Raw genomic sequence first — 15,028 nt, 5'->3', positions numbered from 1 at the left:
CTCAACGGATCAGGCCGACGAGGTCTTCGGCGATCAGGCCCTCCCGCCCCCTGATCGCGGCATCGCCGTGCTGCCACACGGCGGCGCAGGCAGCCTCGAACGCGTCGTCGCCGCGTGCAAGGCGGGCCGCGATCATCCCGGAGAGAACATCGCCGCTCCCGGCGGTCGCCAGACGCGTAGACGCATGGCTGTTGATGGCTGCGCGGCCGTCCGGCGCGGCAATCACCGTATCGGGGCCTTTCAGAACGATCACGTTGCCGCAGCGCGCGGCGGCAGCGCGGGCGCGGTCCACCTTGCTGCCGGGCAGATCGCCGAACATGCGCGCGAATTCGCCCTCGTGCGGCGTCATGACGCCGCCGAGGCCGAAAACCGGCGCGGGATCGTCCGCAAACAGCGAAAAGATATCGGCATCGAGCACCATCGGTTTCGCAAGGCCGAGCACCGTCTTCGCGCGTGCGAGGGCCGACGCTTCACGACCGAGCCCGGGGCCGAGCACAACGGCATCCGCGCGGCCATGCGCGGCTACAGAGAGCGTCTGCACCACAAGCGACGAGGGCGGCAGCGGGGTTTCCGAGGCCAGCGTTACGTATCCGGCGGCGCACTGCGCGGCGCGGGCGGAAAGCCATGCCGCGCCGGGCATTTCCCCGGCAACGACGAGCACATGCCCCCGCCGGTATTTGTGCGTATCGCAGGCGGGCGGCAGGTCGCGCGGCGCGCCGTTCCGGAAAAGGCGCGTGTTGATCTCGTCCAGACCGATATCGGCGACGAGGATGCGCCCGCAGCTTGCGGCAGCGGGATGCAGCAGGTGAGACGGCTTCAGGGCGCCGAACGCCACGGTCAGGTCCGCGCGTGCGAGCGGCGACAGCGCGCTTCCGTCGTCGCTCGCCGCGCCGCTGGGCAGATCAAGCGAGACCAAAACAGAAGACGCGCACGCAAGTGCATGAAACTGAGACAGGATCGGCTCGGAAACAGCGCGCTTGAGACCCGTTCCGAACAGCGCATCGACGAGGACCACACGCGGTTCAGCCGCCGCGATGTCCATGACGGGAGCATTCCAGAGCGCGGCCGCCTGCTGCGCCGCTTCCGTTGCGGGCGGCGACGACGCGGCGATATCGACGGGCCAGCCCCGCGCCCTCAGCGCATGCGCGACGATATAGCCGTCTCCGCCGTTGTTTCCCGGCCCGGCAAGCACCAGCACCGGCGCGGGGCCGGTAAACGCGGCAATCGCCGCTGCAGCGGCCTCGCCCGCGCGGCGCATCAACACGAACGCGCGCGTACCGCCCGCGATTGCCGCGTCCTCGGCGGCGCGCGTCTCCGCAGCGGTCAAGACAGGCTCGCGATGAAGCAGCGGCGGATACTCAGGCATGGAAAGACCCGGCACCGATCATGACGGACTTGTCAACGCGCACCGTTCTTGCGACAGCATATGACGTCATGCGACTTCCCATACTTGTCATCCTGGCCGCCACGCTCTTTGTCGGCGCCTGCGCGCCGTCTCCCTTCTATGCGGGGGGTATCAATACGACGCCGGGCGAAATTCCGCGCGATTCGCGCGGTGAGCCGGTCTGGTCGGCGATCCCGCCGCAGCATGAAAGCCGCGGCGATGTCACGATCCCGCCGTCGCCCAGAACCATCCCCGTCCAGCCGCTACCCCTGTCGCCGGTATCGACCACGCCGCTCTCGTCTCGGTCAGATGTCGGCGAAGACGTGGCGCTCGCTGCGGGCGCCGGGGTGCGTGCAGGCGCCCTTGCTGGCGGGCCCGACGTTCTGGGCGTAACGCCAGAGCGCGCCGGACTGGTAATCGTTGACGCGGGGCTGCCAACGGGACCGGCGTTCGGCGAGAACATCGTCCTCGACGAGGAGGTCTATGGTGCCCTCGACAGCGTCCATACGGATGCGGTCGCCGTTCTCGATCAGCGCGATGGGGCCGCAGTCAGAGGCTTCGGGGCCGACGTGACCGACGCAGAAGCCGCGCGTTGCGCCGGAGAAGCGACCGTCGGTGATGAGTGCGACCTTGTCGCCCATGCCTTGCCCATAGAGCGCGGCGGTGGTCGCGAGCATTTCGCGCATGCCGGGGCCGCCCTTGGGGCCCTCGTAGCGGATGACGAGAACTTCGCCTTCCTCAAACTGGCTGTTCTCGACGGCAGCGAACGCGTCCTCCTCGCAATCAAACACGCGGGCCGGTCCCTCGAAAACGAGGCTTGCGAGGCCGGCGACCTTCACAATCGCGCCATCGGGGGCGAGCGAGCCTTTCAGGCCGACGACGCCGCCCGTCGGTGTGATCGGGTTTGAAACCTCGCGGATGACCTTCTGGTCGGATTTCCAGGTCACTTCCTCGATGTTTTCGCCCAGCGTCTTGCCCGTCACGGTCATGCAGTCGCCGTGCAGGAAGCCGCCTGCAAGCAGCGTCTTCATCACCATGTACACGCCGCCCGCCTCGTACATGTCCTTGGCCACGTAGTTGCCGCCGGGTTTCAGGTCCGCGATGTAAGGCGTTGATTTGAATATCTCCGCGACATCGAACAGGTCGAACTCGATGCCCGCTTCGGACGCCATGGCCGGAAGGTGCAGGGCGCCGTTGGTGGATCCGCCCGTCGCCGCGACGATGCGCGCCGCGTTCTCGAAAGCCTCGCGGGTACAGATGTCGCGCGGGCGCAGGTTCAGTTCGATCAGTTTCATGATCTGCCGCCCCGCCGCTTCGGCGATGTCGTCGCGCGTCTCGTAGGGTGCCGGCACCATGTTGCTGTTCGGCAGGCTCAGCCCGATCGCCTCGCCCACGCACGCCATCGTGTTCGCCGTATACTGCCCCCCGCACGCGCCGTGCCCCGGGCACGCCGCCTTCTCGATCGCGGTCAGGTGTGAGAGTGGACACTTGCCGGCCGCATACTGTCCGACTACTTCGAATACATCCTGCACCGTAAGATCACGCCCCTCATGGCGCCCCGGCAGGATCGACCCGCCATAAACGAAGATCGACGGCACATTCAGCCGCAGCATCGCCATCATCATTCCCGGCAGCGACTTGTCGCAACCCGCAAAGCCGACGATGGCATCATAGCAGTGACCCCGCACCGAAAGCTCCACCGAGTCCGCAATCACCTCGCGGCTGACGAGCGAAGATTTCATGCCCTGATGACCCATCGCGATCCCGTCGGTAACGGTGATCGTGTTGAACCGGCGCGGTAAGCCGCCTGCGGCGTGAACGCCCTTGCGTGCAATGTCGGCCTGATAGTCGAGCGTCGTATTGCACGGCGCACTGTCGTTGCCCGCCGAGACGACACCGACGAAGGGCCGCGCGATCTCCTCTTCCGTCAGACCCATTGCATAATAATACGACCGATGCGGCGCGCGCTCCGGCCCAACGGAGACATAACGGCTCGGCAATTTCGATTTGTCGAATGTCGTCATGATATTACCTCCACAAGCTCGGATTCGAAGCTGCCAATGACACGACCGAGACGCTGCGTCCATGCGGCAATCGCGCCTTCATCCGCAAGCATATCCTGGCGGATCTCGAAGGTGAGATAGGCGAGCCCCCTCGCCTCCGCATGACGGTCCGTCGTGTAGCCGTAGACGGCGCCTGAATAGGGCTGGTTGTCGCCCACCGTCAAACCTTCGGCGGCGAGGACGCGCATGGCGATCCGTGCGGCGCGGTCGTCTCGGTTGTAGAGCAGCGCGACCTGCCAAGGCCGCGTTTCCTCGGGGCGAGAGGCAAGGCCCGGCGTGAAGCTGTGGATCGAGACAAGCAGACGCGGGCTCAGCCGGTCCAGCGCATCGGCGATCGCGGCGTGATAGGGTTCGTGCCACGCCGCGAGGCGCGCTTGCCGCGCGTCGGCGCCGAGCGCGTTGCCCGGCACGGGAATTCCGTCGCTTGCAGGCGGGATCGCCCCGTCGTCCTCGGGCGCGCGGTTGCAATCCGCCACGAGACGTGATGCAGTCGCGAGGATTGCCGGTGCGGCAAGCGCAGCCGACAGGCTCCGTGCCAGCGCCGCAGTGCCGATATCCCATGCGATGTGCTTTTGGAGGTCCGCTGCGCCGACCCCGAGCGCAATTTCCACCGGAACGGCATTCGATGCGTGGTCGGCAATGATAAGCAGGCGGCCCGGTGTGCCGGGCAGATATTCGGCAGCCCTCATCGATCGGCGAACACCGGCTTGCGGCGCGCGGCGAATGCCGCCAGCCCTTCGCTAAAATCGGCGCCAGCGAAGGCCGCATCAAACATCGCCGCGCTTGCCGCATCGTCGTCGCGATCGCCATCGAGCACGCGGCGCACGAACCCCTTGAGGCCGGCAATGCTTGACGGCGCGTTCTCGACGATCCGCTCGATCAGCAAGTCCACCTCGCGGCTCAGCGCCTCCACGGTCGTACCCATCTCGATGAGGCCGATAACAAGCGCTTCGTCAGCCGATAGCAGTTCGCCCGTGTAAAGGATGCGCCGCGCCTGACCCGGCCCGACGAGATCGACGAGCAACTTGATATCGTGCAGCGGATAAACGAGCCCCAGCTTCGCCGGAGTGATACCGAAACGTGCCCGCGACGAGGCGATCCGGATATCGCAGGCAAGCGCGATGCCGCACCCTGCCCCCACGCAGTCGCCGTCCACGACGGCAAGCGTCGGAATCGGCGCGCGCGAAATGGCGAGCTGGGCGCCGCGCAGCGCCTGGCGGTTTCGGGCCTGCCACACCGGATCGCGGGCTTTTTCGGCAAACTCGCCGATGTCGGCACCTGCCGAGAACATCGCCGGCGTTGTGGACTGGATGATAAGCATGCGAACAGCGCGCTGCGCCACTGCAGACTCGACAAGGCGCGGCAACGCTTCCCACATCGCCTGTGAAATGGCGTTTCGCTTGTCCGCGCGGTTGAAGGCGATGCGCGCGACCGGCCCTTCGATCTGGAGTTGCAACGCGTCGGTCATTTCACCCCGTCCTGTCCGGTGTCGAACCGGGGCTCCAATGTCACGCGCTCGGCCGCCTCGCAACCGTAAATGCCCGGCTTCGCGCGCAAAGAAATGGGCTGCGACATCACTGCCGCAGCCCATGAAGGCCGCAATGGGCCTTGGGGGAGCTTACTTCGCGAGCTGCGCGTATTCCTCTTCGGCGACGCCGAGAGTTTTATAGGCGCTTTCGAATTTCTTCTTCGCTGCGCGCTCGTTGCCGGCATCGCACAGCAGTTCACCGGTGCGCACGAGTTTCAGCGCCTTTTTTGCAGCTTCGGCGTCGCCTTTGTCAGCAACCGTACGAATGTCCGCGGGCATGGCGGCGCAAACGCCCGTTGCGGCATGCGCCGGCGTTACGGATGCGCTGACGAAGAAAGCTGACGCGACGATTGCGAGGGGGAGAGTGACGAGGACGCGGTTCATATTCTTGCTCCTGTGAGCCGTGTGGGAGGGTCGCTGCTGAGTCTTACTTAAAACCACTAAAATCTGTTTAAGTGCCACTCAGTTTGATGTCAAAGCATTTTTTGAGTGTGACGCAAATTGCATGTCGCAGTGCAGCACTGCAACTCTGAAAAGCATCAGAAATCGGCCCGCGACGATGCGCCGCGCTGCGAAGAATTTCAGTTTACAGCGACGAGTTCGGCGGACGTCACGCCATGAATGCCCTCGACAATATGGCGTAATTCCGAATCGAGCATCAAACCGCGCGCGAGCCGGATCGTGGCAAAACCTCCCGGCAGCTCGACTTCCGCATAAATGTCGCTGCGGCCCGAAGGCTGGGCATTGGCAAGGCGGCTGAGCGCTGCTGCATCAAAACCTGCGGAGACTTTCAGGTTGAGGCGCCCCCGGCTGTGTCGGGACAATTCGGCAATCGGGGTCAGCCCGCGGATCGTTACGCGCGGGGCCTCTTCGCCATCCCGCCAAAGCAGCTCGGCATTGATGAGAATGACCTCCTGCCCGGCCGCCGCCGCTTCGAGCGCGGGCATGACCTCCTCGTCGAAGCAACTCGCCACGTACTGGCCGCTCGAATCCGAGAGGCTGACAAGCAGGTAGCGATTGCTGCGCCCGTTCTGGGGCGTGCGCCACCGCACGGACTCGACGAGCCCCGCCATCGTCGCGCTGCCGCGTCCGCCGTCCCACGGCGCGCCGTCTTCGCAAACGCGCGCGTAGGAACGCGCCCCGTGCGTATCGAGCACGTGCTGCCAGGCCGAGAGCGGGTGCGCGGCGAAATAGAAACCGAAAGCGTCGCGTTCCTTCGCCATCGTATCGCCGAGCGACCATGCCGAGACGCTGCCGGGCGCCATCAGCGTGATGGAAGCCCCGCCCCCCGCGCCGCCGAACAGCGCGCCCTGATGCGTTTTGCGTGCATCCGCCGCAGCGTTCGCAGCCGCAAGGACAGCTTCGGCCATCGCATAGGCCTTTGCACGGTTGGGCTCGATACAATCGAATGCGCCGCCTGAAACGAGGCTTTCGATCTGCCGCTTGTTGAGCAGGGTCGGATCGATGCGTTCGGCAAAGTCGGTCAGCGACTTGAACGGCCCGCCCGCCTGGCGAACCTCCACGATGCCCTCCATCGCGCGCTCGCCGACGCCTTTGAGACCAGCGAGCGCATAGCGGACCTTGCCGTCCTCCACCGCGAAATCCGCCTCGCTGTTGTTGATGCAGGGGGCCAGACATTCGACGCCCATGCGTTTGATATCGTCGATGAACACGCTGAGCTTGTCGGTAAGCGTTATGTCGTAAGCCATGGATGCGGCGTAGAACTCGACCGGATACTTCGCCTTTATCCAGCCCGTTTGATACGCGATGAGCGCGTAGGCGGCTGCGTGGCTCTTGTTGAAGCCGTAGCCCGCGAACTTTGCCACCAGCTCGAAAATATAATCGGCCTGCGACTTCTCGACCCCCTGCGCGGCGGCACCTTCGAGGAAGCGCGCCTTCTGGGCGTCCATCTCCTCTTTCTTCTTCTTGCCCATCGCGCGGCGCAGCAGATCGGCTTCGCCGAGCGAGTAGCCGGCAAGCTCCTGCGCAATCTGCATCACCTGTTCCTGATAGATGATGACGCCGTAGGTTTCCTTCAGGATCGGTTCCAGCTTCGGATGCAGGCAGTCCACGGCCTCGGTGCCGTGCTTGCGGTTCGCGAAGCTCGGAATGTTGTCCATCGGGCCGGGCCGGTAGAGCGAGACGAGCGCGATGATGTCTTCGAAACAGTCCGGCTTCACCTGCGCGAGCGTGCGGCGCATGCCTTCGGATTCGAGCTGGAACACGCCGACCGTGTCGCCCTTCGCCAGCAGCGCGTAGACATCCGGATCATCCCAGGGAAGCGTCGACAGATCGACGCTGATGCCGCGCTTCGCAAGAAGGTCCAGCGCCCGCTGCAGAACGGAGAGCGTCTTGAGACCGAGGAAGTCGAACTTGACGAGGCCCGCCTTCTCCACCCACTTCATGTCGAACTGGGTGACGGGCATGTCCGAGCGCGGGTCTCGGTAGAGCGGCACGAGTTCGTCGAGCGGGCGGTCGCCGATGACGACACCCGCCGCGTGCGTGGAGGCGTGGCGCGGCAGGCCTTCGAGCTTCATCGCGAGGTTGACGAGGTTTTCGACCGCCGGGTCGCGCTTCGTTTCGGCAACAAATTCAGCGACGCCGTTCATGGTGCGGTCGAGCGTCCACGGATCGGTGGGGTGGTTGGGCACCAGCTTCGCCAGCCGATCCACCTGCCCGTAAGGCATCTGCAACACGCGGCCGACGTCCTTCAGAACGGCGCGCGCTTTCAGCGTTCCGAAGGTGATGATCTGCGCCACCTGATCGCGACCGTAGCGCTGCTGAACGTAGCGGATCACCTCGCCGCGACGGGTTTCGCAGAAATCGATGTCGAAGTCCGGCATCGAGACACGTTCGGGGTTCAGGAAGCGCTCGAACAGCAGGCCGAGGCGCATCGGATCGAGATCGGTGATCGTCAGCGCCCATGCAACGACCGAGCCGGCGCCCGATCCGCGCCCCGGCCCGACGGGGATGCCTTGCCCCTTTGCCCACTGAATAAAATCCGCAACGATCAGGAAGTAACCCGCAAACCCCATTTTGTTGATGATTCCGAGCTCGTATTCAAGGCGCTCGGCATAGGTGTCGGTATCGGTGCGGCCTTCGAGACGGCGCGCAAGGCCGAGCCGGGCCTGATCGACGAGCATCGCCGCCTCGCCTTCCACGTCGCCTGCAAGGCTCGGCAGGATCGGCTTTCGCGAGGGCGCCATCACCGCGCACCGCTGGGCGATGACGAGCGTGTTGTCGATCGCCTCGGGCACGTCGTCGAACAGCCGGATCATCTCGTCGGGCGATTTCAGCCAGCACTCTTCGGAAACGCGACGGCGCCCTTCGGTTTCCACATAAGCGCCGTCCGCGATGCAAAGCAGAACGTCATGCGCGGCAGCGAAACTGCGGTCCGGGAAGGCCACCGGATTGGTCGCCACCAGCGGCAGGTTCCTTGCGTGCGCGAGCGCGATCAGCGGCTGCTCAGCGCCATCCTCGATCGGATTGTGTGTGCGCGACAGCTCTATATAGAGCCGATCCGGAAACAGAGCCTGCAACACGTCCGCATAGGCATTGGCGGCATCCGCCTGCCCTTGCGCCAATAACCTTGCAAGCGCGCCGTCCGGCCCCGCGCTGAGCGCGATCAGGCCGTCCGTCAGTCCTTGCAGGTCCATAAGCGGCACGTTCGGTCCGTCGACAGGATCGGACTCGAGATGCGCGCGGGAAACGATGCGGATGAGGTTGCCGTAGCCTTTTTCATCCTGTGCGAGCAGCGCGAGCCAATCCTGCGCCGGCTTGCTCCCCGCCTGCGGCGTGCCGGGGCGCGCAACCGACAGCAGTGTTCCGATGATCGGCTGTATGCCTGCGTCGGCGAGTTTTTCCGAAAACTCCATCGCCGCGAACATGTTGTTTCTGTCTGTTACGGCAGCAGCAGGCATGCCGTATTTGAGGCACGCCTTGGCGACGTCCTTCGCATGAACCGCGCCCTCCAGCATCGAATAGGGAGACTGGATGCGGAGATGGACAAAACGCGATTCGGGCATGGCTTATTCTGGCGCAGGCTCCCGGTGCCGCGATAGCAGGAATTCGAGATTCTGCTTCACGCCCGCCCATTCGCCTGAAATGATGCTGTAGCAGGCAATGTCCCGCAAGCGGCCGTCCGCTGCGATCTGGTGATTGCGAAGCACCCCGTCCCGCTTCGCGCCGAGCCGTTCGATCGCGCGCTGCGAGGCATGGTTGAGCCAGTCCGTGCGGATCTGGACGACGTTGCAGCCCATGACTTCGAAGGCATGGCTGAGAAGCAGCAGCTTGCACTGCGTGTTCACCGCCGATCGCTGCACCGACTTCGCATAGAAGGTCGCGCCGATTTCGAGGCGCCGATATGCTTCGTTCATGCGCAGGTAGCGCGTGGCGCCGACGATGCGCCCCTCCGTCTCGACCACGAACGGCATCGCTCGGCCCGCGGCCTTCTCGGCCAGTGCGGTTTCAAGCCAGCTTTTCACATCGCCGGGCGCCGGGACGCGCGTGTAGAACAGTTCCCAAAGCCTGCCGTCGCCTGAAACCTCGGCAATGCTTTCCGCGTGCGCCGTTTCGAGCGGAAGAAGCGCGACATTGCCCCCTTCGAGGCGAACCTGATCCCGCCACGGGTTCATCGTCTTTCGACCAGCTGCCCTTCATGCAGCTCCACGGTGCGGTCCATCTGCCTTGCGAGGGTCGTGTTGTGCGTGGCGATGACTGCTGCGGAATTGTGATTGCGTACGACGCGCAGGAACTCGGCGAGCACGCGCTGCGCGGTCGCTTCGTCGAGATTGCCGGTGGGCTCGTCAGCGAGCACCAGCACCGGCTCGTTCGCGAGCGCCCGCGCCACTGCCACGCGCTGCTGCTCGCCGCCGGAGAGCTGGGACGGCCGGTGGTCCAGACGCTCGCCGAGGCCGAGGTCGCTGAGCAGGGACTTCGCCTTGACCTCCGCCGACGCCATGTCGCGGCCCGCGATCAGTTGCGGAAGCACGACGTTTTCGAGCGCGTTGAAGTCCGGCAGCAAGTGGTGAAACTGATAGACGAAGCCGAGCTTGTCGCGGCGCACTTCCGTGCGTTGCTGTCCGGAGAGCTTCTCGGCGGGGCGGCCGTCGATGACGATCGAACCGTCGAAGCCGCCTTCGAGAAGGCCGATCGCCTGAAGCATGGTGGACTTGCCGGACCCCGAAGGGCCGAGCAGCGCAACGATCTCGCCGGGGGCGACGGTAAGATCGACACCGCGCAGAACGTCGATCACCACTTCGCCCTGCCGGAAACTGCGCGAGAGGCCCTTTACGGCGAGCACGTCACTCATAGCGCAGCACCTGCACGGGGTCGGTGCTCGCGGCCTTCCACGCCGGGTAGATCGTCGCGAGGAAGCTCAGCACCAGCGCCAGCGAGACGATGGCGGTGACTTCGACCATGTCGGTTTTGGCGGGAAGTTCCGTGAGATAGCGGATGCGCGGATCCCAGAGATCGACACCGGTGATCTTCGAAACGCCCATCACGATGTTCTGTCGATAATGCAGGAACAGGAAGCCGAGGCCGAGGCCGAGCAGGATTCCAGCCGATCCGATCAGCGTGCCGACGGTGACGAAAATGCGCATCATCGCTGCGCGGCTCGCGCCCATCGTGCGCAGGATGGCGATATCGCGCGTCTTGGCGCGGACGAGCATGATGAGACTGGTGAGGATGTTGAACACCGCCACGAGGATGATGAAGCCGACGACGACGAACATCACCGTGCGCTCCACGGAAAGCGCCTCGAACAGCACGCCGTTCATCTGCCGCCAGTCGATAATGACGCCGCGCCCGGCAAGCGCGGGTGCGAGCGGCTGGAGGATACGGTCGGCGCGGTCGGCATCGGTGGTGGTCAGCGTGATCATGCCGATGTTGTCGCCCATGCGCAGGAACGTCTGCGCGCGATCGAGCGGCATCAGCACGAAGGCCTTGTCGTAATCGAAGATGCCGACCTCGAACACGGCGCCGATCTGGTAGGGGACGATGCGGGGCGTGGTGCCGAATGGCGTCACCTGTCCGTCGGGCGAAATGAGGCTGATCGTGTCCCCCACCCCGGCCCCGAGCGATTCGGACAGGCGCGCGCCGATGGCGACGAAATTGCCTTCGAGCGCAAGGTCTTCGAGGCGGCCTGCCTTTACGTTATCGGCAATGAGCTTGAGGCCCCGGATATCGTCCATCAGCATGCCGCGCAGAAGCACGCCTTCGGCGCGGCTCTTGTAGGAGCCGATGAGCGGCTGCTCGATGATCGGCTCTGCCTGAACGACGCCGGGAAGCGCCCGCGCCTTGGTGAGCAGCGGCTCCCAATCCGGCAGGCGGCCCCCGTAACCCTGAACGACGGCGTGGCCATTGAGGCCGAGGATGCGATCGAAAAGCTCGGCGCGGAAGCCGTTCATCACCGACATGACGGCGATGAGCGCGGCAACGCCGAGCGCGACGGCGACGAGGCTGATCGATGCGACGAGGAAGATGAACCCCTCGCCCCGGCCCGGCAGCAGATAGCGCCGCGCGATCATGCGCTCGTAGCGGGAAATCATCCCGCCAGCTTTGCCAGTGCGGCATCGACAGAAAGCTCGTGGCGCTCTCCGGTCTTGCGGTGCTTCAGCTCGACGACACCGGCGCTGACACCCTTGGGCCCGACAACGATCTGCCAGGGGATGCCGACGAGGTCCATGCCTGCGAACTTGGCGCCGCCGCGTTCGTCGCGGTCGTCGTAGAGCGTCTCGATGCCCGCGCGTTGCAGCTTGGCGTAAAGATCGTCGGCAGCGACGTCGCAGGCCGAATCGCCGCTCCGCAGGTTGATGAGGCCGACCTTGAACGGGGCGATCGCATCGGGCCAGACAATGCCGTCTTCGTCGTGGCAGGCCTCGATCACCGCGCCGACAAGGCGCGAGACGCCGACGCCGTAGCTGCCCATCTGCGGGATGACCGGCTTGCCGTCCTGTCCCTGCACCGAAAGGCCCATCGCGGCGGAATATTTGGTGCCGAAGAAGAAGATATGCCCGACCTCGATGCCACGGCGGCTGAGCAGACGCTCCGCCGGGACCGGGCAATCGACGACTTTCTCGTGCTCCTCAGCCTCCATCGCGTAGATCGACGAGAGCTTCGCCACGGCATCGGGATCGGTGACGTCAACGTCTTCGATCGCCGAGTCGTAGAAGATTTCGCTCTCGCCCGTTTCGGCGAGAATGTGGAACTCGTGGCTCATGTCGCCGCCGATGGGGCCGGTCGGCGCGCGCACCGGCACGGCCTTGAGGCCCATCGCGGCGAAGGTGCGCAGGTAGGCGTCGAACATGGCGTTGTACGAAACCTTGCCGCCCGCCTCGTCCAGATCGAAACTGTAGGCATCCTTCATCAGGAATTCGCGGCCGCGCATGACGCCGAAGCGCGGGCGCACCTCGTCGCGGAACTTCCACTGGATATGATAGAGCGTGCGCGGCAGATCGCGGTAGCTGCGGACGGAATCACGGAACAACGCCGTGATCATCTCCTCGTTGGTCGGCCCATAGAGCATCTCGCGCTCGTGACGATCCTTGAAACGCAGCATTTCCGGGCCGTAGGCGTCGAAACGGCCGGACTGGCGCCAGAGATCGGCGGACTGGATCGTGGGCATCAGCAGCTCTATGGCGCCCGCGCGGTCCTGTTCCCGGCGGACAAGATCGGCGATCTTGTCGAGCACGCGAAGGCCGACCGGCAGCCAGGCATAGATGCCGGCCGAAGTCTGACGGACGAGACCGGCCCGCAGCATCAGCTGGTGGCTGACGATCTGCGCGTCGGTGGGGGTTTCCTTGAGGAGCGGAAGAAAATAGCGGGATAGTCGCATGGTGCGCGCTGTCTAGCACGGGCTGTCGCGCAAGCAACTGCCCAATCAGGGATTCCTCATCCGCCCGTCATGCACCCGGCCTGAGGCATATTGTTGCATCATATCCACACCTATCGAAATTAATGTGCATCGGACGTGACACTATCTTGTCGGGAGGGGCATCGGCACCGTAACACTCCTGCATCTGATCCGGTAACGCCTGTGGGAGGGCACCAGGGTTGGGGGAGGCAGCGCGACGCGAACAACGACGGCGCGCTAGCAGGAGAAGGCCCGATGGGGGAACAGAGGGCCTGATCTTCGCGGACGTTAAATGACTCGTCACGAGAGCGCCCGGGCCGAAAGGCTCGGGCGCTTTTCGTTTGGCTGTCGCTCAAAAGACGCGGCCGATCCGCGTCAAGTAAGCGAAGTGGAGGCCAAAACTGAATTTCGCGATTTCAAAGAGCAGGCGGACACGCTGTGCCGCTGCCGAGCATGACTCCTGCAATCCTATTTTGCCAGTGGGGTCGTTTGGGGTTTTTGTTTGCCCCTCTCCCCGGCCCTCTCCCCGTTGGGGCGAGGGAGGGGTTTAGACGAGGCGGCTCTGTTTCAGCGCGGCGGCGATGAAGCTGGCGAACAGGGGGTGGGGATCGAACGGCTTCGACTTCAGTTCGGGATGGAACTGGACACCGATGAACCAGGGGTGGTCGGGTCGTTCGACAATTTCGGGAAGTTCACCGTCCGGTGACATGCCCGAGAAGACGAGGCCGCCCTTTTCGAGCGGATCCTTGTAGTGGACGTTCACCTCGTAACGGTGGCGGTGGCGTTCCGAAATGTCGGTGGCTTCGTAAATGCTGCCCACGACACTGTTCGCGCCGAGCTTCGCCGGAAACGCGCCGAGGCGCATGGTGCCGCCCAGATCACCGCCCGCCTCGCGCTTCTGGAGGCCTTCGGCGGACATCCATTCGCTGATGAGGCCGACGACGGGTTCGTCGGTGGGCCCGAATTCGGTGGTGGACGCCTTGGCGATGCCCGCGACGTTCCGCGCGCCTTCGATGCAGGCCATCTGCATGCCGAGGCAGATGCCGAAGAACGGCACGCCGCGCTCCCGCGCGAAAGCGACGCTGGAAATCTTGCCCTCGCTGCCGCGCTCGCCGAAGCCGCCGGGCACCAGGATGCCGTGCATGGGTTCGAGAAGCTGGGGCTCGGCCCCTTCCCCTTCGAACAGCTCCGCATCCAGCCACTTGACGTTGACCTTGACGCGGTTGGCGATGCCGCCGTGGACGAGCGCCTCGTGCAGCGACTTGTACGCGTCCTGCAGCCCCACATACTTGCCGACGACGCCGATGGTGACTTCACCTTCGGGGTTGTTCAGCCGGTCCATGATATCGTCCCAGCGCGACAGGTTCGGCGATGTGTTCGCCTCTATGCCGAAAGCGCGCAGCACTTCGCGGTCCAGCCCCTCGGCATGGTACTGGAGGGGCACCGCGTAGATGCTTTTCGCGTCGAGCGCCGGGATCACGGCTTCCGTGCGGACATTGCAGAACAGCGCGATCTTGGCGCGCTCGCTTTCCGGCAGCGGATGTTCGCAGCGGCAGACCAGCACCTGCGGCTGGATGCCGAGGCTGGTGAGTTCGCGGACGCTGTGCTGCGTCGGCTTGGTCTTCAGCTCGCCGGCGGCGGCGATGAACGGCACCAGCGTGACATGGACGAAGCAGGCGTTTTCGGCGCCGATATCGTTCCTGAGCTGGCGGATCGCCTCGATGAACGGCAGCGATTCGATGTCGCCGACGGTGCCGCCGATCTCGCAGAGCACGAAATCGAGACAGTCCGTATCGGTGAGGGCAAACGCCTTGATGGCATCGGTGACGTGCGGGATGACCTGCACGGTCGCGCCGAGGAAGTCGCCGCGACGCTCCTTGGCGATGATCTGCTGATAGATGCGGCCCGAGGTGATGTTGTCGGACTGGCGCGACGGCACGCCCGTGAAGCGCTCGTAGTGGCCAAGATCAAGGTCGGTCTCCGCCCCGTCGTCGGTGACGTAGACCTCGCCGTGCTGATAGGGCGACATGGTGCCCGGATCGACGTTCAGATACGGATCGAACTTGCGGATGCGCACGGTATAGCCGCGCGCCTGCAGCAGCGCCGCGAGGCTTGCTGCCATAAGACCTTTTCCGAGCGAGGAAACCACGCCGCCGGTGATGAAAATGTACCGCGCCATGGGAGGAGACCTATAGGCG

General features: G+C 64.7%; 11 protein-coding genes. All 11 read right to left on the bottom strand.

The genetic code is table 11. The annotated features are described in order from the left end of the window. Nucleotide 1: 1 nt before the first annotated feature. Entirely contained in the window at nucleotides 2-1,366 is a 1,365-nt protein-coding gene (locus GGQ98_RS00465) for an NAD(P)H-hydrate dehydratase (protein ID WP_184063460.1), read from the bottom strand. Between the two features lie 323 nt (nucleotides 1,367-1,689). Beyond that, nucleotides 1,690-3,408 (bottom strand): dihydroxy-acid dehydratase, encoded by a 1,719-nt coding sequence (gene ilvD, locus GGQ98_RS00460; protein WP_184063456.1) that lies wholly within the window; start codon nucleotides 3,406-3,408, stop codon nucleotides 1,690-1,692. Further along, on the bottom strand, nucleotides 3,405-4,136 hold the full coding sequence (locus GGQ98_RS00455) for an N-formylglutamate amidohydrolase (protein ID WP_184063453.1): 732 nt from the start codon (nucleotides 4,134-4,136) through the stop codon (nucleotides 3,405-3,407). The genes ilvD and GGQ98_RS00455 overlap by 4 nt, the downstream gene beginning before the upstream one ends. Next, a complete protein-coding gene (locus GGQ98_RS00450) occupies nucleotides 4,133-4,915 on the bottom strand; it encodes an enoyl-CoA hydratase-related protein (protein ID WP_184063450.1) in 783 nt (260 codons plus the stop codon). Before GGQ98_RS00450 ends, GGQ98_RS00455 begins: the two co-directional genes overlap by 4 nt. 150 nt (nucleotides 4,916-5,065) lie before the next feature. Next, entirely contained in the window at nucleotides 5,066-5,359 is a 294-nt protein-coding gene (locus GGQ98_RS00445) for a hypothetical protein (RefSeq protein WP_184063447.1), read from the bottom strand. 197 nt (nucleotides 5,360-5,556) lie between these two features. Next, nucleotides 5,557-9,000 (bottom strand): DNA polymerase III subunit alpha, encoded by a 3,444-nt coding sequence (dnaE, locus tag GGQ98_RS00440; protein ID WP_184063445.1) that lies wholly within the window; start codon nucleotides 8,998-9,000, stop codon nucleotides 5,557-5,559. Between the two features lie 3 nt (nucleotides 9,001-9,003). Next, nucleotides 9,004-9,609, bottom strand: coding sequence for a GNAT family N-acetyltransferase (locus GGQ98_RS00435; RefSeq protein ID WP_184063442.1), 606 nt, complete (start codon nucleotides 9,607-9,609; stop codon nucleotides 9,004-9,006). Beyond that, entirely contained in the window at nucleotides 9,606-10,286 is a 681-nt protein-coding gene (locus GGQ98_RS00430; protein ID WP_184063439.1) for an ABC transporter ATP-binding protein, read from the bottom strand. Before GGQ98_RS00430 ends, GGQ98_RS00435 begins: the two co-directional genes overlap by 4 nt. Beyond that, nucleotides 10,279-11,526 carry a lipoprotein-releasing ABC transporter permease subunit gene (locus GGQ98_RS00425; RefSeq protein WP_243451598.1) on the bottom strand — a complete coding sequence of 416 codons (1,248 nt, stop codon included), beginning with the start codon at nucleotides 11,524-11,526 and terminating at the stop codon, nucleotides 10,279-10,281. The genes GGQ98_RS00430 and GGQ98_RS00425 overlap by 8 nt, the downstream gene beginning before the upstream one ends. Then, the gene (proS, locus tag GGQ98_RS00420; protein ID WP_184063437.1) at nucleotides 11,523-12,812 is read right to left on the bottom strand and encodes a proline--tRNA ligase; all 1,290 of its coding nucleotides are present in this window, start codon (nucleotides 12,810-12,812) and stop codon (nucleotides 11,523-11,525) included. The genes GGQ98_RS00425 and proS overlap by 4 nt, the downstream gene beginning before the upstream one ends. Nucleotides 12,813-13,377: 565 nt before the next feature. Beyond that, nucleotides 13,378-15,009 (bottom strand): CTP synthase, encoded by a 1,632-nt coding sequence (locus tag GGQ98_RS00415; RefSeq protein WP_184063434.1) that lies wholly within the window; start codon nucleotides 15,007-15,009, stop codon nucleotides 13,378-13,380. Between the last annotated feature and the right edge of the window lie 19 nt (nucleotides 15,010-15,028).

Source organism: Sphingosinicella soli, from assembly GCF_014199685.1.
Classification (GTDB): Bacteria; Pseudomonadota; Alphaproteobacteria; order Sphingomonadales; family Sphingomonadaceae; genus Sphingosinicella; species Sphingosinicella soli.
The sequence above is the reverse complement of the archived record's forward strand: the minus strand, read 5'-3'. Positions and strand labels throughout refer to the sequence as shown.

What these genes read in the sequence shown, in the direction of transcription:
- GGQ98_RS00465 (WP_184063460.1), bottom strand. Translation starts at nt 1,366, where the DNA reads ATGCCTGAGTATCCGCCGCTGCTTCATCGCGAGCCTGTCTTGACCGCT.
- ilvD (WP_184063456.1), bottom strand. Translation starts at nt 3,408, where the DNA reads ATGACGACATTCGACAAATCGAAATTGCCGAGCCGTTATGTCTCCGTT.
- GGQ98_RS00455 (WP_184063453.1), bottom strand. Translation starts at nt 4,136, where the DNA reads ATGAGGGCTGCCGAATATCTGCCCGGCACACCGGGCCGCCTGCTTATC.
- GGQ98_RS00450 (WP_184063450.1), bottom strand. Translation starts at nt 4,915, where the DNA reads ATGACCGACGCGTTGCAACTCCAGATCGAAGGGCCGGTCGCGCGCATC.
- GGQ98_RS00445 (WP_184063447.1), bottom strand. Translation starts at nt 5,359, where the DNA reads ATGAACCGCGTCCTCGTCACTCTCCCCCTCGCAATCGTCGCGTCAGCT.
- dnaE (WP_184063445.1), bottom strand. Translation starts at nt 9,000, where the DNA reads ATGCCCGAATCGCGTTTTGTCCATCTCCGCATCCAGTCTCCCTATTCG.
- GGQ98_RS00435 (WP_184063442.1), bottom strand. Translation starts at nt 9,609, where the DNA reads ATGAACCCGTGGCGGGATCAGGTTCGCCTCGAAGGGGGCAATGTCGCG.
- GGQ98_RS00430 (WP_184063439.1), bottom strand. Translation starts at nt 10,286, where the DNA reads ATGAGTGACGTGCTCGCCGTAAAGGGCCTCTCGCGCAGTTTCCGGCAG.
- GGQ98_RS00425 (WP_243451598.1), bottom strand. Translation starts at nt 11,526, where the DNA reads ATGATTTCCCGCTACGAGCGCATGATCGCGCGGCGCTATCTGCTGCCG.
- proS (WP_184063437.1), bottom strand. Translation starts at nt 12,812, where the DNA reads ATGCGACTATCCCGCTATTTTCTTCCGCTCCTCAAGGAAACCCCCACC.
- GGQ98_RS00415 (WP_184063434.1), bottom strand. Translation starts at nt 15,009, where the DNA reads ATGGCGCGGTACATTTTCATCACCGGCGGCGTGGTTTCCTCGCTCGGA.